The organism is Corallincola platygyrae, from assembly GCF_039544265.1.
GTDB classification, from domain to species: domain Bacteria; phylum Pseudomonadota; class Gammaproteobacteria; order Enterobacterales; family Neiellaceae; genus Corallincola; species Corallincola platygyrae.
In genome coordinates, this window is record NZ_BAABLI010000011.1 from 146850 (window position 1) to 163730 (window position 16881).

The 16881-nt window shown below is 50.1% G+C and carries 20 protein-coding genes and 1 tRNA gene; 14 read left to right on the forward strand and 7 right to left on the reverse strand.

The genetic code is table 11. The features are described from left to right. Window positions 1–22 precede the first annotated feature (22 nt). The gene (locus ABEA14_RS09755) at window positions 23–895 is read right to left on the reverse strand and encodes a general secretion pathway protein GspB (protein ID WP_345339778.1); all 873 of its coding nucleotides are present in this window, start codon (window positions 893–895) and stop codon (window positions 23–25) included. Continuing rightward, a complete protein-coding gene (locus ABEA14_RS09760; protein ID WP_345339779.1) occupies window positions 895–2535 on the reverse strand; it encodes an ExeA family protein in 1641 nt (546 codons plus the stop codon). Before ABEA14_RS09760 ends, ABEA14_RS09755 begins: the two co-directional genes overlap by 1 nt. 137 nt (window positions 2536–2672) lie before the next feature. Here ABEA14_RS09760 and ABEA14_RS09765 point away from each other — a divergent pair, with 137 nt between their 5' ends. Both ABEA14_RS09765 and ABEA14_RS09770 read left to right on the forward strand, forming a co-directional pair. Then, window positions 2673–3902 carry a multifunctional CCA addition/repair protein gene (locus ABEA14_RS09765; RefSeq protein ID WP_345339780.1) on the forward strand — a complete coding sequence of 410 codons (1230 nt, stop codon included), beginning with the start codon at window positions 2673–2675 and terminating at the stop codon, window positions 3900–3902. 103 nt (window positions 3903–4005) lie between these two features. Beyond that, the gene (locus ABEA14_RS09770) at window positions 4006–4260 is read left to right on the forward strand and encodes a hypothetical protein (RefSeq protein ID WP_345339781.1); all 255 of its coding nucleotides are present in this window, start codon (window positions 4006–4008) and stop codon (window positions 4258–4260) included. 80 nt (window positions 4261–4340) lie between these two features. Here ABEA14_RS09770 and ABEA14_RS09775 read toward each other — a convergent pair whose 3' ends face one another. The 3 genes from ABEA14_RS09775 to folB all read right to left on the reverse strand — a co-directional run bounded on the left by ABEA14_RS09775 (window position 4341) and on the right by folB (window position 6062). Beyond that, window positions 4341–5144, reverse strand: a complete 804-nt coding sequence (locus ABEA14_RS09775) for an undecaprenyl-diphosphate phosphatase (protein WP_345339783.1) — start codon at window positions 5142–5144, stop codon at window positions 4341–4343. Between the two features lie 64 nt (window positions 5145–5208). Continuing rightward, window positions 5209–5703, reverse strand: coding sequence for a 2-amino-4-hydroxy-6-hydroxymethyldihydropteridine diphosphokinase (gene folK / locus ABEA14_RS09780; protein WP_345339784.1), 495 nt, complete (start codon window positions 5701–5703; stop codon window positions 5209–5211). After that, a complete protein-coding gene (folB, locus tag ABEA14_RS09785; protein ID WP_345339785.1) occupies window positions 5703–6062 on the reverse strand; it encodes a dihydroneopterin aldolase in 360 nt (119 codons plus the stop codon). Before folB ends, folK begins: the two co-directional genes overlap by 1 nt. Before the next feature lie 124 nt (window positions 6063–6186). Here folB and plsY point away from each other — a divergent pair, with 124 nt between their 5' ends. Beyond that, window positions 6187–6810 (forward strand): glycerol-3-phosphate 1-O-acyltransferase PlsY, encoded by a 624-nt coding sequence (gene plsY / locus ABEA14_RS09790; protein ID WP_345339786.1) that lies wholly within the window; start codon window positions 6187–6189, stop codon window positions 6808–6810. A gap of 11 nt (window positions 6811–6821) precedes the next feature. On the opposite strand, the gene tsaD is transcribed toward plsY, so the two are convergent. After that, window positions 6822–7841 (reverse strand): tRNA (adenosine(37)-N6)-threonylcarbamoyltransferase complex transferase subunit TsaD, encoded by a 1020-nt coding sequence (gene tsaD / locus ABEA14_RS09795; protein ID WP_345339787.1) that lies wholly within the window; start codon window positions 7839–7841, stop codon window positions 6822–6824. A gap of 197 nt (window positions 7842–8038) precedes the next feature. On the opposite strand from tsaD, the gene rpsU reads away from it, so the two are divergent. From rpsU to ABEA14_RS09845, 10 genes are all read left to right on the forward strand, one after another. Further along, the gene (rpsU, locus tag ABEA14_RS09800) at window positions 8039–8254 is read left to right on the forward strand and encodes a 30S ribosomal protein S21 (protein WP_114337151.1); all 216 of its coding nucleotides are present in this window, start codon (window positions 8039–8041) and stop codon (window positions 8252–8254) included. A gap of 27 nt (window positions 8255–8281) precedes the next feature. Beyond that, window positions 8282–8731 carry a GatB/YqeY domain-containing protein gene (locus ABEA14_RS09805; RefSeq protein ID WP_345339789.1) on the forward strand — a complete coding sequence of 150 codons (450 nt, stop codon included), beginning with the start codon at window positions 8282–8284 and terminating at the stop codon, window positions 8729–8731. Window positions 8732–8835: 104 nt separating this feature from the next. Next, window positions 8836–10617: a DNA primase gene (dnaG, locus tag ABEA14_RS09810; protein ID WP_345339791.1), complete on the forward strand. Its 1782-nt coding sequence runs from the start codon at window positions 8836–8838 to the stop codon at window positions 10615–10617. Between the two features lie 89 nt (window positions 10618–10706). Further along, complete coding sequence (gene rpoD / locus ABEA14_RS09815) at window positions 10707–12542, forward strand: RNA polymerase sigma factor RpoD (protein ID WP_345339793.1); 1836 nt, start codon at window positions 10707–10709, stop codon at window positions 12540–12542. A gap of 132 nt (window positions 12543–12674) precedes the next feature. Then, window positions 12675–12751, forward strand: a tRNA-Ile gene (locus tag ABEA14_RS09820). A gap of 150 nt (window positions 12752–12901) precedes the next feature. Further along, window positions 12902–13702 (forward strand): acyl-CoA thioesterase, encoded by an 801-nt coding sequence (locus tag ABEA14_RS09825; protein ID WP_345339795.1) that lies wholly within the window; start codon window positions 12902–12904, stop codon window positions 13700–13702. A gap of 100 nt (window positions 13703–13802) precedes the next feature. Then, window positions 13803–14090, forward strand: a complete 288-nt coding sequence (locus ABEA14_RS09830) for a DUF6482 family protein (protein WP_345339796.1) — start codon at window positions 13803–13805, stop codon at window positions 14088–14090. A 148-nt stretch (window positions 14091–14238) separates the two neighbouring features. Beyond that, window positions 14239–14589 (forward strand): DUF805 domain-containing protein, encoded by a 351-nt coding sequence (locus ABEA14_RS09835; RefSeq protein WP_345339798.1) that lies wholly within the window; start codon window positions 14239–14241, stop codon window positions 14587–14589. A gap of 75 nt (window positions 14590–14664) precedes the next feature. After that, window positions 14665–15228 (forward strand): DUF4231 domain-containing protein, encoded by a 564-nt coding sequence (locus ABEA14_RS09840; RefSeq protein WP_345339800.1) that lies wholly within the window; start codon window positions 14665–14667, stop codon window positions 15226–15228. 179 nt (window positions 15229–15407) lie between these two features. Next, entirely contained in the window at window positions 15408–15632 is a 225-nt protein-coding gene (locus ABEA14_RS09845; protein WP_345339802.1) for a hypothetical protein, read from the forward strand. Between the two features lie 29 nt (window positions 15633–15661). On the opposite strand, the gene ABEA14_RS09850 is transcribed toward ABEA14_RS09845, so the two are convergent. Beyond that, window positions 15662–15868 carry a hypothetical protein gene (locus ABEA14_RS09850; RefSeq protein ID WP_345339803.1) on the reverse strand — a complete coding sequence of 69 codons (207 nt, stop codon included), beginning with the start codon at window positions 15866–15868 and terminating at the stop codon, window positions 15662–15664. Window positions 15869–16010: 142 nt separating this feature from the next. Here ABEA14_RS09850 and ABEA14_RS09855 point away from each other — a divergent pair, with 142 nt between their 5' ends. Continuing rightward, window positions 16011–16853 (forward strand): 23S rRNA (adenine(2030)-N(6))-methyltransferase RlmJ, encoded by an 843-nt coding sequence (locus ABEA14_RS09855; protein WP_345339805.1) that lies wholly within the window; start codon window positions 16011–16013, stop codon window positions 16851–16853. Window positions 16854–16881 lie beyond the last annotated feature (28 nt).

Consider the following 16881-nt stretch of genomic DNA (forward strand, 5'->3'; position numbering starts at 1 on the left):
CCAATGGGTTTATTGGAAGATGCTACCAATCGCTCAGCGCTGGCAGACTAAAATACTCACCCTGCAAGGACATGATGACCGCTTGGGGCTCAATACGCTCCAGCACTAAGCCACCTTCAATTCTGTCACCCTCGTACAGCGTCTTGCCATTTACTTTAACCCAACGCTTATTGGCATCGGAGGAGTAGATGTGCTGGCTGAAGCTCAGGCTCGGGACCGCGTCCTGCCAAGACTGAGGATACTCTGTCAGTGGCGGCACATTCAGTGGCATCAAAGGATCCAGGCCATCGGTATGCATATGCTGAGTCGCTGCAATTGCGGCTTCAAACCGAGCCAGCAACAGCTCTTGGGCGACATCATCTGACACTTCAGGATCGTCTGTTGGAGATACCGGAGGTTTTGCTTCCGTGGTCAGATCTACCGCTGGAGCCGGGGCCTCCGGCAGAGGCTCCTCTGGTGCGGTTGAGGGTTTAGCTGCTGGCTTAACTCTGACCACTTTGGGTTCAGGCTGGTATTCGGCAGGAGGCCATGCTGCAGGTTTCGCAGCTTTGCTCACCTCGCGTTTACCTACGACCTTGAGATCACTACCGCCAACATCTTCGATTAGAGCTGGCTCGACCAATTCAGCTTGAGGCTGAACCACGGGCTGAACAACTTCGACCTTGGTACTCGGCTCGGATGTACTGGGAGCTACCTGCTGTAACATCCACCACATGCCGCCCAATATGGCCAAACTCACTATCGCGGCCCCAGCTAAAATGGGCAGCCACACGGGTCGTTGCGGGGGCTCCTCAATAAACATCATCTCGCTGTGCTGCTCGGTATTAATACCGGGCGTTTCAGGCGTTTTTTGCTCGTTTTCAGAGCGTTTCAGCGCTTGCAGAATATAAGACATCAGCTCGCCTCATTCTGCAATCTTGGGCCCGCCATCTCCAACATCAGGTTCAGGCGGATCAGGGTTTGTACACCGGCGATACCATCCGCTTCCAACCGCTGCTCGCGTTGAAACTGGCGGATCTTATCTTCCAGCTCGCCATCAAACTTTTGTAATCTGCGAGGACGCTCCCCCTGGAGCAGGCCCAGGGAGGTCTCCAGCCACTGAACCGATGCCCCTTTCGCGCTCCAGCCGATCGGGCCAGCATAGCCTGATGGCGGCTGCCAAAGCACCGCATACGCGCCGCGCCAATATGTCTCAAACCAACGCTCGCTGACTTCCAACTCACTGCCTGCCATCACCAGCTTTAGTTTGCCTGACTGGTAGCCCACAAACGCAGCAAAAGCGACTTCACCGTGGTCGTCAATTAAACGCACAACGGCAGGGCGATTTAGGTGCAAAATACTTTGCAGACCACCTTGCTTCCAGTAACAAGCCAGCTCATTGCTTTTTGCCTGCTCACATGCATCGACGCCAGTAATCAGAGTTTTATCCCACTCGCTGAACACCACTGCAAAGGCGTCTTCAATTTCACGGCTTTGACTAAACAGGCTACTAATCAGCTTTTTGGAAGGTAGCTCCATCTCCAGAGGTTCTTGGTCCGCCACTTTGTCGTCAACAGGCGCTAAAACCTCTGCAGCAATAGCCGGAGCCACCACACTCGGATCGGGTGTGGTATCCGATCTCCCGAGTTGGTACATCAACCACCCCATAGCCAGCAACAGGGCAACCAGGGTTCCAGCAATGGCGGCATAACCCGGCCAACGCTTGGAGGCCACTGTGCCCTCTTCTCCCGGCAGGCCCAGCGCTTCTGCTGCAGCTTTTGAAATTAAGTGATGATCAACGCGCTGCTGACCTTTGCCGTAAGCACCAAGCAGGGCACGGTCACAAAGCAGGTTAATCACCCGAGGAATACCACCACTGAGCTGGTGCAGTCGACGAATTGCTTTGCGGGTAAACAAGGGGTGATTACTGCCCGCAACCTGCAATCGGTGGGCAACATAGTTAGCCACGTCCTGCTCAGTCAAGGGAAGTAAGTGATACCTGGCAGTGATGCGTTGTGCCAACTGGCGCAACTCGCGTCGTTGCAGCAATTGCTGCAGCTCTGGCTGACCAATCAAAATCACCTGAAGCAGTTTCTTGGTATGTGTTTCAAGGTTGGTAAGCAGGCGAAGTTGCTCTAGCACTTCAGGACGAAGATGTTGTGCTTCGTCGATAATCAGCACTGTCGTTTTTTCTGCTTCATGATTACGAAGCAAGTGCTGATGTATAGTATCTGTCAGTTGCTTAAGCGTGGGCTGCTCTGGGTATTCCAGATGAAACTCATCGCAAATGGTGGCCAACAGCTCATGCTCGGTGAGTGTTGGGTTCAACACAAATGCGCTTTCCGTATTTTCCGGCAGTTGCTCCATCAGGCAACGAGATACGGTGGTTTTACCCGTACCTACTTCGCCTGTCAGCAACACGAAACCACCAGTCTCTCCGAGACCAAACATTAGATGCGCCAGCGCTTCACGATGGCGATCGCTCATGTAGAGATACTGGGGGTTCGGCGCAATTGAAAAGGGGTTTTCCCTTAACGCAAAAAATCCTGTGTACATGGGTCTATTCGGGTGTCCAAGGCCTTTACGGCAGTAGGGGTCAAGGTAAGTCTTTACCGGGAGTATGTCAAAACGATGCAGGCCTGAGGCCACCTAGATATAATGGCCCCATGACGGAACTTTGAAAGCGGTCACAGGTGCAGATTTATTTAGTGGGTGGTGCAGTCAGGGACAGGCTGCTGAAAATTGACGTACAGGATAAAGATTACGTGGTAGTGGGTGCTACCCCTGAACAGATGTTGTCGGCTGGATACCAAGCCGTTGGCGCGGACTTTCCTGTTTTCCTCCACCCCGAAACCAAGCAGGAATATGCCCTGGCTAGAACTGAGCGTAAATCAGGCCAAGGTTACACTGGCTTTACCTGTTATGCCGCTCCCGATGTGACACTTGAACAGGATCTTTTGCGTCGCGATCTAACCATCAATGCCATGGCCCAATCTGAGGCTGGCGATATTATCGATCCATACGGCGGCCAGAGGGACCTTGAGCAGAAGTATCTCCGCCATGTCTCGGATGCCTTTATCGAAGATCCATTACGCGTGCTTCGCGTTGCCAGATTCGCCGCCAGATACCACTCCCTCGGCTTCCGTGTTGCAGAAGAAACGCGCGATCTGATGAGAGACATGGTTGACAGCGGCGAGCTTGATTATCTGGTGCCAGAGCGGGTTTGGAAGGAGACTGAACGCGCCATGATGGGCCCCTCGCCTGCACGTTACTTCGAAGTACTACGTGACGTGGGTGCGCTGAAACTGCTTATGCCTTATCTGGATGCTCTTTGGGGTGTACCCAACCCAGAGAAGTGGCACCCGGAGATTGATACCGGCATTCACACCATGATGGTGCTTGAGCAAGCCGCCCTCGCAGAGATGCCGCTCGAAGTGAGGTATGCCGCGATAAGCCATGATTTAGGCAAAGGGTTAACCCCTCCTGAACAGTGGCCGAGTCATCGCGGGCATGAAACGTCAGGCCTGGATCTGGTAGAGAAGATGTCTCGTAGCCTGAAGGTGCCAAATGCCTGCCGTGAATTAGCGCTGTTGGTCTGTGAATTTCACACCCACTGCCACCGGGCATTAGAGCTTCGCCCAAAAACACTGCTTAAGGTGTTGGATGCGATGGATGTGTGGCGCAAGCCAGAACGTTTTGAGCATTTCCTTAATGCCTGTGAAGCTGACTTTAAAGGTCGTACCGGCTTCGAGCAGAAAATCTACCCTCAGGCTGACTATTTTCGAGGTGCATTCGCCGCAGCTAAAACAGTCAATCCGGGTGATATCGCCCGACAGGGATTAAAAGGGCCAGAGATCCGGGAAGCGGTAAAACGTGAGCGACAGCAAGCTATTGCTGCATGGTGTGATAAAAACCACCCCTAAAGTAGTGTTTTTCACAAAACATTCATAAAACATCCATTTTGGACACTGTACCAACTGCTATAACCAGTAGACATAGGGTTACAGCGAAGGGTTCAAACACAATATGTGGTGGTGGTTCCAAAACGATACCAAACAGTATTCAACTCGACAGGCGATGAAGACGTTGTTGAAGAAAAAGTATCGTTCGCAAAGAGAATATGAGGCTTGTTTGGCGCAATTAGAAGAGGCGACCGGTCATCCAGATCCGGAGGGCTTCTTGCGTCAACTTAAGCAACCGGCTAAAAGTCGCACAGTTCTTGCTGAATTGCGAGGGGAAGCCGCATTATTCCACGCCATGGTGGGTTCCAAGAAGCAGTAGCAGGCAATTTTATTGCTATAACAAAAAAGCGGCCCATCAGCCGCTTTTTTGTTTTTAACCAATTCATTTTTCAAACGAGATTAAGCCCAGAGCAGAAACGCCACCAGCACCGCACCAAGTCCGAGTCGATAAATCACGAAGGGCAGCATGCCCATGCGGCTGACCAGTTTCAGAAACACGTGAATACAGGCGTAAGCAGCAAAAAACGAGATAGCTGTTCCCAGTGCGATCTGGTCCCACTGTACGGGATCAGCTGATTCGATAAGCTTTTTAGTTTCTAATCCACCCGCCAGAAAGATAATTGGAATAGACATCAGGAAAGAGAAACGTGCCGCGGCCTCGCGGGTCAAGCCCAACATCAAACCCGCGGTGATGGTAATACCAGAGCGACTGGTACCGGGGATCAGGGCCATCGCCTGAGCACAGCCGATAATCAGCGCTTTCTTCCAACCCACGGCATATTCGTCAAGCTGAAGCTTGGCTTTAATATCAGCCCACCACAGCAATAAACCAAAAACGATGGTGGTAGCAGCAATAACCGCTGCACTGCGCGCCAGAATTTCAATCAAATCACCCGCCAGCAAACCGAAAAGACCAGCGGGAATTGTCGCCAGAACCACGGACCATGCCAGTTGTGCTTCAGTCGTAAAACCTCGGCCAAACACTGACGCAAACCAGTCCTGAGTCATGCGCCATACTTCTTCTCTGAAGTAGATGATAACCGCCAACAATGTCCCTACATGCACTGCGACATCAAATGCCAACCCTTGATCATTCCAACCCAGCAATGCTGATGGAAGGATTAGGTGTGCTGACGAGGAGATGGGGAGAAATTCCGTTAGTCCCTGGATCAGGGCCAAAATAATGACTTCCAATGTGCTCACTTGTTACCGCCTGTGTTGACCTTAGCTGGTGGGATCCTATCAAGAAAACGTGACGGATCTAACATTATTTTTCGTGACCAAAATCGACTTCAACCTGCCAAAGCTTCTGTTGATGCTCAAATGCTCGCCAGAGTTCGCGATAGGTGTTGCCGTTAATCGGGTGTTTTTTCTCGGGTGCCAACTCAGCCAATGGCCATAATACAAAGGCGTTGAAGAGTATTTCTGCACGCGGTAACTGCACTGGAGTATCAACAACTAAATCATCAAAAAGCAAAATATCTATATCGACACAGCGCGAACTGAACTTGCGTGCGTCCGGGCTACGACCGAGCGAAAGCTCCAGGCCACGTATGCGTTCAGCTAACTCAGCCAGTTCGCCGTCAAAGTGAAAACTTGCCACCATGTTGAAAAAGTTGGCGCCTTTGAAGCCGACCGCTTCACTTTCAAATACGGGACTTAGCGCAACAACGCCAAACTGCTCGCGCAGGGCAGAAACCGCTTTAATGACATTTTTTTCAGGTTCAATATTGCTACCAATCCCGACCAGAACTTCAGCCATTAAATTCCTTCGCCTCGCACAATGCGCACACCTACGGACTCCGCTTGAGGCACTGCACCGGGTTTACTCACCGTCAGTTTGACACCTTTGATAGGAAACTCCTTGAGCAGAAGCTGGGCTGAACGCTCGGCGACAGTTTCAATAAGATCGACACGCATTTCGCCGATGGTTTCAGTTAAACGCTCACTGATGGCAGCATAATCCACCGCCTTGCTGATATCATCGCTTTCAGCGCTGGGGCGAATATCACAGGCGAGATCTAAATCGAGCACCAACGTTTGCCAAATTTCCTTTTCCCAACCATAAACACCGATAACTGTGTCTATTCGCAATCCCTGAATTAATACTAAATCTGTCATATTTCTTGATCCACTGCACAACTGGTGGTCGAATCACCCTTAGCTCAATCCACGCGTATGCTAGCATCCTCGACATGGAGTCGCGATGATCTCAATGGGTTGAGAATAGATATAGGGAAGATAAGTGACTGAACTACTCTGCATAGTAATGGTAATCGTTGCCTACCTGCTTGGCTCTGTCAGCAGTGCAGTGGTGATATGCAAGTTGTTTGGCCTACCCGATCCCCGCACCAAAGGCTCTAAAAATCCCGGCACTACCAATGTCTATCGCTTAGGCGGTGCCGTTCCTGCGGCACTCACCCTGCTTGGCGATATGCTCAAGGGCACCATCCCCGTTTGGGGCTCCTACTTTTTGCACTTACCTGCGGTTTGGCTCGGCGTGATCGCCATTGCTGCCTGTATTGGCCACATGTACCCCTGTTTTTTTAACTATATCGGCGGAAAAGGGGTCGCTACTGCATTCGGTGCGCTATTGCCTATTGGATTAGACTTGGGGGCATTGCTTGTTGTGAGCTGGGCGTTGGTACTGCGTCTCAGCGGCTACTCTTCGCTGGCATCGATCGTCACAATCAGCCTCTCACCGCTGTTTGTGTATTGGATTAAACCCCTCTATACCCTTCCCGTTGCCATGTTGGCGTTACTGATGTTGTGGCGGCACCATGAAAACATCAGCCGCCTGCTCACCGGCAATGAAAAGAAAATTTGGGAAAAAAACAGTAATCCCGATGCCAAGCCCAATGGCAGCTAGGCACTCAACCCCTAAACGTCGATTTCAGACAAACTCTCTAACGGCCAGCGAGGCTGAGTGGTTACCGCCAATGGTTGATGCTCACCCGCTTTAAGGCGCTGTAACCCTGCATAAGCGATCATGGCACCATTATCGGTACAAAAACGAGGGGCCGGATAAAAGACTTCGCCATCACGCTCTGCCATCAAGGTGGCCAGTTGTGCCCGTAATTCAATGTTGGCACTTACGCCACCAGCAACCACGAGTCTTTTCAGTCCAGTTTGCTCTAAAGCGCGGCGGCACTTAATCGCTAAGGTATCGATCACCGCCTGCTGAAACGCATGGGCGATATCTGCGTGAGTTTGTGCACTTTCGTCCGCTTCGCGAATTGCCGTTGCAGCCGCGGTCTTTAACCCACTGAAACTAAAGTCCAGCCCGGGGCGGTCAGTCATAGGTCGTGGAAACTTGAAACGTCCCGGGGTTCCCTGCTCCGCCATTTTCGCCAGCAAAGGTCCGCCCGGGTAATCCAATCCCAGCAGCTTGGCTGTTTTATCAAACGCTTCGCCTGCCGCATCGTCAATGGACTCACCCAGTAATTCATAACTACCAATGCCATCAACACGGATCAACTGGGTGTGCCCCCCCGATACGAGCAGGGCAACAAAAGGAAACTCAGGTACGTTTTCTTCAAGCATTGGTGCCAACAGGTGTCCTTCGAGATGATGCACACCAACCGCGGGTACTCCCCAGCTATAAGCTAACGAGCGCCCCACCGTGGCGCCAACCAACAAGGCACCTACCAGGCCTGGCCCTCGAGTAAACGCAACCCCATCAATATCGTCAGGCTTGCAATTGGCTTCAGCCATTGCTTCGCGAATTAACGGAATGATCTTGCGAACATGGTCTCGTGAAGCCAGTTCGGGCACCACGCCACCATAGTCGGCATGCAACTTAACCTGACTGTAGAGTTGGTTGGCTAGCAAACCCTGCTCATCGTCAACGATGGCAATACCGGTCTCGTCACATGAAGTTTCAATACCCAGTATTCGCATTGGCGGTGCCTCTATATAATGGAAAAACATCTGGCGGCGAATTCTACCCGTCGCCTTAATACAAAAACAGTCCAGATCCTACTTTACTTTGGGTAACCGATCAGATTAGAATTCCGCACCATTTTTAAACGGCGGTCAAATTTCGTACCGCGTTTCAGATCAAATCTGATTGATCAGTTTTCTGAGGTGAGAGGCACATGCCAGTAATTAAAGTACGCGAAAACGAGCCTTTTGACGTAGCTCTACGTCGTTTCAAGCGCTCTTGTGAAAAAGCAGGCGTTTTGTCTGAAGTTCGTCGTCGCGAGTTCTACGAGAAACCAACTTCTGAGCGTAAGCGCAAAAAAGCTGCGGCTGTTAAGCGTCACGCGAAGAAGCTGTTCCGTGAGAACGCTCGTCGCACCCGCCTGTACTAATACAGCGGATAAAAGGTTATACCACTCATGAGTGAATTGGTTGCACAGCTAAAAGACCAGCAAAAAGATGCCATGCGCGCTAAAGACAAGGTGCGCTTGGGTACTATCCGCATGATCCTCGCAGAGGTGAAACAGCGCGAAATTGATGGTCAAACCACGCTGTCTGACGATGAAGTTATTAACGTGCTGACCAAAATGGTTAAGCAGCGTCGCGACTCCGTCAGCCAATACGAGTCTGCGGGTCGTGAAGACCTTGCCGAAACAGAACGTTCAGAGATCAGTGTGATTGAAACGTTCTTACCTCAGCAGTTAACTGCTGAAGAGGTGCAAGCTTTAGTAGCAGAGGCTATTGAAGCATCAGGCGCCAGCGGCATGCAGGACATGGGTAAGGTAATGGGTATTCTGAAACCAAAAATTCAGGGTCGTGCCGAAATGGGCCCGGTCAGCGCTCAAGTAAAAGCGCAATTAACCGCCTGATATTTTTGAGTAATACTCAAACCAGTTAACAAGCCGTGCCCCAGGGCACGGCTTGTTGCGTTTCTACTTGTCGGAAAGAGTAACAACAGCGATAGTTGCAACTGATGGCAGGACATATCCCCCGAGAGTTTATTGATGATCTACTCGCCCGCACCGACGTTGTCGATGTGGTGGATAGTCGTGTTCGCCTGAAAAAAAGTGGCAAAAACTATAGTGCCTGTTGCCCTTTCCACAACGAAAAGACCCCTTCTTTCACTGTCAGCCAGGATAAACAGTTCTATCACTGCTTTGGATGCGGTGCGCACGGCAACGCCATCGACTTCGTTATGGAGTACGAACGGCTTGATTTTGTTGACGCGATAGAAGAATTAGCCGGAGAACTTGGCTTAGAGGTTCCTCGCGAGAAGCGACAGGGAAAGCCGAATCAAGGCCCTCATGCCAGTGCTGAGCAGAAGCGGGATGGCTATGAGCTGATGGAGCAGTTGTGCCGATTTTATCAGGGCCAACTCCGTCAGCATGCTAATAGCGACAAGGTCATTGGATATCTGAAGCAACGCGGCCTCAGTGGCGAAACAGCAAAACAGTGGGAAATTGGCTACGCTCCTGCGGAGTGGGACAGCGTCTTTAAGCACTTCGGTCATACCAAACAACAGCAAGACCAATTGCTCACCTTGGGCATGTTGATCGAAAACGACAATAAGCGTCGCTACGACCGCTTCCGTGATCGTGTCATGTTCCCAATTCGAGACAAACGCGGCCGCGTGATTGGGTTCGGTGGTCGTGTACTTGATGACGGTACGCCAAAATACCTCAACTCTCCAGAAACCCCGCTGTTTCACAAAGGGTTGGAGCTATACGGCTTTTACCAGGTTAAACACGCTGAAAAGAAACCGACACAAGTCGTCATCGTTGAAGGCTATATGGATGTTGTGGCGCTGTCACAACATGGCGTCAATTATGCGGTTGCATCATTGGGCACCGCCACCAGTCGTGATCAATTGCAGGCTCTGTTTCGTCTGACAGATAAGGTTATCTGCTGTTATGACGGTGACCGCGCGGGCCGCGATGCAGCATGGCGAGCCCTTGAGAATGCGTTGCCACTGCTAAAAGATGGCCTGCAGCTTAGGTTTGTTTTCCTGCCAGATGGTGAAGACCCTGATTCGTTAGTGAAAGCGCAAGGTAAAGAAGCATTCGAGGCCTTGCTAGATGATGCCCTTCCCATGGCTGACTTTCTGTTCCAACAGCTATCTCATCAAGCTGATTTAGGCCAGCAAGAAGGTCGCGCTAAGTACGCGCAACTCGCCACACCACTGATCAGCAAACTGCCAGAAGGTGTCATGCGAGAATTACTCACCGATCAGCTTTGCCAGAAATTGGCGATGCCGCGGGAGTCACTACAGAAGCTGCTTACTCCAGCGCCAAATGATGGCAAGAAAGAACAGCAGGCCGCACAGAAGAAGACACCCGTGCGTATTGCTGTGGCCATGTTGGTACAACACCCGGAACTGGCGCAGACAGAACAGGTCAAAGAGTTAGTCGAGATCGATGCGTTTGATGAGATAACGCTACCAGGTATCGATCTGCTAAAAGCGTTGTTAACACAGACATCAGCCGCCCCATTGACCACTGGCAGACTGCTTGAACAATGGCGCGGACGACCAGAATACAACAGCCTGACTAAGTTAGCGGGCTGGCAACTCCATGTTGATGAAGAACATCGTGAAGCATTGTTCTTCGACACCCTGGAAAAGCTGCTAAGTTTGTTTGTTGAGCAGCGAACAGAAGAGTTATTGGCACACGCCAGACAAGGTCGGCTAACCGCCGATGAGAAGCAAGAGCTTCAACAGCTGCTAAGAGAAAGGCAGCAAATTGAGACAACGCCCTAGCGGGCAAATATGCAACAGGTTATACTGTAGGGCTTTCGTGCCCACACGGTAAGCGCGGTATCCACATCTAAGAAGGTCCGAGAGAGTATATGGAGCAGACCCCACAGTCTCAACTAAGACTCCTGGTTGCCAAAGGCAAAGAGCAGGGTTATCTAACTTATGCAGAAGTTAATGATCACCTGCCGGCGGATATAGTCGATTCCGATCAAATCGAAGATATCATCAGTATGATCAATGACATGGGGATCCAGGTATATGAATCTGCCCCAGATGCAGACTCATTGATCCTCAATGAAAACAGCACCACGGATGAAGAAGCCGCAGAAGCGGCTGCTCAGGCATTAGCCTCTGTTGACTCAGAACTTGGCAGAACCACTGACCCAGTGCGTATGTATATGCGCGAAATGGGGACGGTTGAGCTTCTGACCCGAGAAGGCGAAATCGACATTGCCAAGCGCATTGAAGATGGGATCTACACCGTTCAAAGTTCGGTCTCTGAATATCCAGCAGCCATCACCTATCTGTTAGACCAGTTCGATCAATTCGAGGCTGGCGAAATCCGTTTGGCTGAAATTATCTCAGGCTTTATCGATCCTAACGCTGAAGACGTTGCGCCAACGGCGACTCACATCGGTTCTGAACTTTCTGAAGAAGAGCTAGATGATGAGGATGATGACGACGAAGACGACGAGGACGAGGAAGAGGGCCCAACCGGTCCAGATCCTGAAGAAGCGCGCGAAATGTTCTCGCAACTGCGCGACAAGCATGACGCTGTCCGTAAAGTTGTAAGCAAACAGGCTCGCGATTCTAAAGCCGCGAAAGAAGCTATCGCAGAACTGGCTGAACTGTTTAAGCAGTTCCGTCTTGTTCCGAAACAGTTCGACAAAATCGTTGCCAGCATGCGCGGCATGATGGATCGTGTACGAACTCAAGAGCGACTGATCATGAAGATCTGTATCGCCAAGGCTTCAATGCCTAAGAAGATCTTCGTACAAACCTTTGGTGGTAACGAAGCATCTGAAGAATGGCTGGAAGCTCAGATTGCCGCAGGCAAAGAGTGGAGCGCGATTATCGATGCCGAGCGTGACGAAGTACTCCGCAGTATTCAGAAGCTTAAGCAGGTTGAAGAAGAAACCGGCCTGAGCATCACCACGATTAAAGATATCAACCGTCGCATGAGCATCGGTGAAGCGAAAGCTCGCCGTGCCAAAAAAGAGATGGTTGAAGCCAACTTACGTTTGGTTATCTCAATCGCTAAGAAATACACCAACCGAGGCCTACAGTTCCTGGACCTGATTCAGGAAGGTAACATCGGTTTGATGAAAGCGGTTGATAAGTTCGAATATCGTCGTGGTTACAAGTTCTCGACCTATGCAACCTGGTGGATCCGTCAGGCCATTACCCGCTCAATTGCGGATCAGGCCCGTACCATCCGTATCCCGGTACATATGATCGAAACCATCAACAAGCTGAACCGTATCTCTCGCCAAATGCTGCAGGAGATGGGGCGTGAGCCTAGCCCAGAAGAGCTAGCTGAACGCATGTTGATGCCGGAAGATAAGATCCGCAAAGTACTTAAGATCGCCAAAGAGCCGATCTCAATGGAAACTCCTATTGGCGATGATGAAGATTCGCACTTGGGTGATTTTATTGAGGACGCTACTACCGAGCTGCCAGCAGATTCTGCAACCATGGCTAGCCTCAAAGGCGCGACTCACGAAGTTCTGGCTGGTCTGACTGCGCGTGAAGCGAAAGTACTGCGTATGCGTTTTGGTATCGACATGAACACTGACCACACCCTTGAGGAAGTGGGCAAGCAGTTCGACGTTACTCGTGAGCGTATCCGTCAGATCGAAGCGAAGGCGCTGCGTAAACTGCGTCACCCTTCTCGCTCTGAAGTGCTTCGCAGTTTCTTGGACGAATAAGCTCATCGGATAAATAGTAACCAACTGAATATTAGAAGGTTGTCTATTACATCTCAGAGCTAGACAGGAGCGGCGGCAACACATAAAATTGCTGCCGCTTTTGACGAGACTCCTCGCAAAAAACAGAATTACGGCCCCTTAGCTCAGTTGGTTAGAGCAGTCGACTCATAATCGATTGGTCGCGTGTTCAAGTCACGCAGGGGCCACCATATTGAAAGGCTTATGGAGAAATCCATAAGCCTTTTCTTTTACAGCCAGCCGCTCAACTGAACTTCGCTAATGTCAGATTCAAAGCACCTTGAACAGAGAGGTCTGACCAGATAGCCTATAAGCAATACTCAAAACAACAAGAAACTGGTATGCATATAGATGAGTTGCTGGAAGCTGCAGTATTAACTGCTGATAGCCAAACTACTATGACTCTTCCTGAGGATTGGACGCAGGGACGCACGGTCTTCGGAGGGTTATCGGCAGCCCTACTCTACGTGGTGATTAAAAACCAGGTCGCGGCAGAAAGGCCCTTGCGTTCACTATCTACGAATTTTGTCGGCCCACTTCTCACGGATACGTCGTTCTCATTTGAGGTAGAACTCCTTCGAGAGGGTAAAAGTGCCTCGCAGCTATCAGCTCGTATAGTTCAGCAAGGTCAGGTTGCGGTTATCCAACAGGCCTGTTTTGGCGCAGAACGAGGTTCTGATATCACGGTCAAACAAACAGATGACCATCAGTTGAGCTCGCCGAAAATCGAGCAGCAGTTGCCATTTATCCCAGACGTAACGCCTAAGTTTATCCAACATATTGATTTGGCCATCGTTGATGGTGCCATGCCATATACAGGCGCTCTGCAATCATCGTTGGATGGTTGGATGCGATTTAGGAACCCTCCCAATCGTATCACCGATGCACACCTTATCTGTCTGATCGACGCTTGGCCTCCCGCAGTGCTTCAGATGATGAAGCAACTTGCCCCAGCCAGTACCATGGCATGGAATCTTGAGTTTATTCATCCGCACCAACCTATTGCTCCTGATGACTGGTTTGCCTACAAGGCATACACCCGCCAAGCTGCAAATGGATATGCCCATTTGGAAGCCAATATCTGGGATAGCGCAGGGGAACTTGTGGCTATCAGTCGCCAATGCGTGACTGTTTTTTGCTGATAAATCATGCTGCCTGTCTCCTTAAAGCAGACCAATATCGATCCAAATGAAAAGAGTCGCTGTATCACGATTAGATGCTAACCATACTGGAGCGATCGTTATGCAGCACTCTCTTGATGAACTAGACCAAGTAAGCCGTATCGACAAACTGGAACTGCACTCATTGGAAGGCGGTTGGTACCAGGCGGAATTCGATTGCCATCAGGGTCGCAGTCGACTGGTCACTGACCAAGGACGCCCTATCCACTTTCAGAGTATCGAGTCAGCCAAAGAAGCGCTGAATGGTGTCGAGATCCAGAAAGCGACGCTTGTTTTTAAATCAGCGTACGACGAAATGATTGGCACTGATAGTGCTAATGGCCCGATTGAGTTGCCTCTCATCTGGTAATAACGGTCTTTTATGCATCAACAGGCGTCGCAAAATGGTTGAATTAGCGTAGTAGTTCACACACTTGTATTAGCCCTATTGAATGCAGAAACCCTGATTGTTTAAAGTCTTTTCGCTAACTATCTCTATTTTAAGAAAGGACTTTCCAATGAGTTGGTTTATTGCCGCACTTAAAAACTATGCAACCTTTGCAGGGCGTGCGCGTCGCGCTGAATACTGGTACTTCGTACTGTTCTACCTCCTGTCCGTCATCGCTGGTGCAGTAATTGATGTACTGCTTGGCCTTGGCTTTGTCGCAGCCATCGTTATGCTGGGTCTGATTATTCCTAGCATCTCTGTGTGTGTGCGTCGCCTTCACGATACTGGCCGCTCTGGCTGGTGGTGGTGGATCCAATTGGTTCCACTGGTAGGCCCAATCATTCTTCTGATCTTTATGGTTCAGAATAGTGCTGATGCAGAAAACGATTACGGCCCGAACCCTAAGGCTGCTATCGCTTAATCTCTAAATTAAGTATCTAAACAGGACGCTAAGGCGTCCTGTTTTTTTATCTACCGACAAAATAGTTAAGCGAATATGGATAGCGTGAACGACATGGGATTTCCTCAGGAATTAAGCTGGGATAAGCCGGAACAGGTGCAGGCATCGCTGAATGCGCTCTATTTCTATGCTAACGATGGCAGCGACCAGTTTAGAAGTTGGTATCTGGGGAAGATAAAGACCAAAAGAAAGGCGGCATTGTTTACCCGTCTGGGTGCGATCCTGTTAACCACGGGCGCGGGCATCATTCCCATGCTGTCTGCTATCCCCAGCCTTGAAAGCCATAGCTGGCTCCACCCCGCCTGGTCAAGCGTCGCACTGGCATTGGCGGCACTATTGATTGCGCTAGACAAATTATCTGGTTACACCAGTGGCTGGATCCGTTACACCTTGGTCGAGCAGCAGCTACGCCAAAAACAACAGCAGTTTTGCCTAAATTGGCAACAGGTGAAGGGACGTGAATCGGCACTGCCGCTCGTTACGGATTACCTCAACGAAACTCAACAGCTTGTGCATGAGGAAACTCAGCAGTGGGCTAAAGAGTTTCAGCAGCATTTAAGCCAGCTTGATAAAGCAACATTGAGCGCGGGTAAGCGGTAACAATTGACGCAAAAGCGAACATTAAAGTTGTAAGTTAACTACATGTTTCTTTAAAAAGCCTGCCCAACTCGTCGTACCAGTGTTGTTTTTCCTGATCTGAATCAACAGAATCCTGGTCGGTCCAGTTATTATGTTCGTAAATTAATCACACCAATGATTTCTCTGGCTAAGGAAGTACCATGGATATCGCAACAGAACTTGTTACAGTCATCACCATTCCTCTTCTACTTTGTATCGCTATTGCTTTGGTGGCTTTGGCTTTCGGGAAAAGCCGTGTATTCAAAAACAAAGTGTGGGTAAATGACCGCTGTGTAAATTGTAAATCTGGGTTGTGCTGGTCTTGCACCAGAGAAGGCTCAAAAGCGGAGCAGGCAGCCTATACCTGGTCTGCGGAACCCAAGTAAAACGCGCTGCTATCTGGATGATGGCTCAACTAAACGCCATCATCCTCATAATCACTCAGGCTAATACCCAGCTCATCAGCAACCTCTGCCCAATAAGGCTCGGCTTCACAAACACAGGTATCACACCAATCTCCAATGCCTTCATGCATATTGGAACCCGTTCGCTTAGGCCGGAGCGCTGAGTTTACTAATGAAACACTGCGATCACGCTTATTGGTTGATAACTTGGATTTCATAAGCTGACTCCAATTCTTTCGTGCAACCTTAAACCTAGTAGACACACTTAATCCTGGCGCTGACTGATAGATTATTTAGTTATCATCTAAAGCCCATTTGCGTTATTCTCGCGCTCGATCCCCAACACTCGGAGTTACCCCCTTGCTTAGCTATCGCCACTCTTTTCACGCCGGTAATTACGCTGATGTGCTAAAGCATCTGGTCCAAATCAGAGTGCTCAGATACCTGAGTAAAAAACCAAAACCTTTCTGTTATCTGGATACCCATGCAGGCGCTGGTGGTTACTCACTTACCGGGGAACACGCAAACAAAACTCAAGAATATCTGGATGGTGTTGCGCGTTTATGGGAGCTAGAGGATCTACCGGAGCCTTTGCAGGATTACCTGCAGGTTATCAAAGAGTTCAACCGTTCAGATAAGCTGACGCACTATCCAGGCTCCCCCGCCATTGCTGCAGCGCTGACTCGAAAAGAAGATAAGCTGTGGCTCTACGAACTCCACCCTACTGATTTCAAAATATTGCGTCAGGAAGTGGCAAACCAGCGACGCATTCGTTGCGAACAATCCGATGGCTTCAAGGGAGCTATCGCAAAACTACCACCGCTGGAACGGCGAGGCATGGTATTGATCGACCCTCCCTACGAGCTGAAAGAAGACTACCAGCGCTGCGCCGAAACCTTAATCAAGGCCCACCGCAAATTCAGTACCGGATGTTATGCCCTTTGGTACCCAGTGGTAGACCGGAACCGAATTGACCAGCTAGAAAGAAAGCTGGTTGATTCAGGGATCCGAAACATTCAACTATTTGAACTGTCTCAGACTGACGATTCCGACGCTTTTGGTATGACTTCTGCGGGCATGATAGTTATCAATCCCCCTTGGACATTGCATAAAGAGATGAAAGCCTGTTTGCCCCTGTTGGCTGACAAGCTTGGGAGCAATGGACAGGGTAACTATCGCTGTGAAGTGCTAGTGCCTGAGTAGCCATAGCCTTAGGCACAGTTTTTTGGGG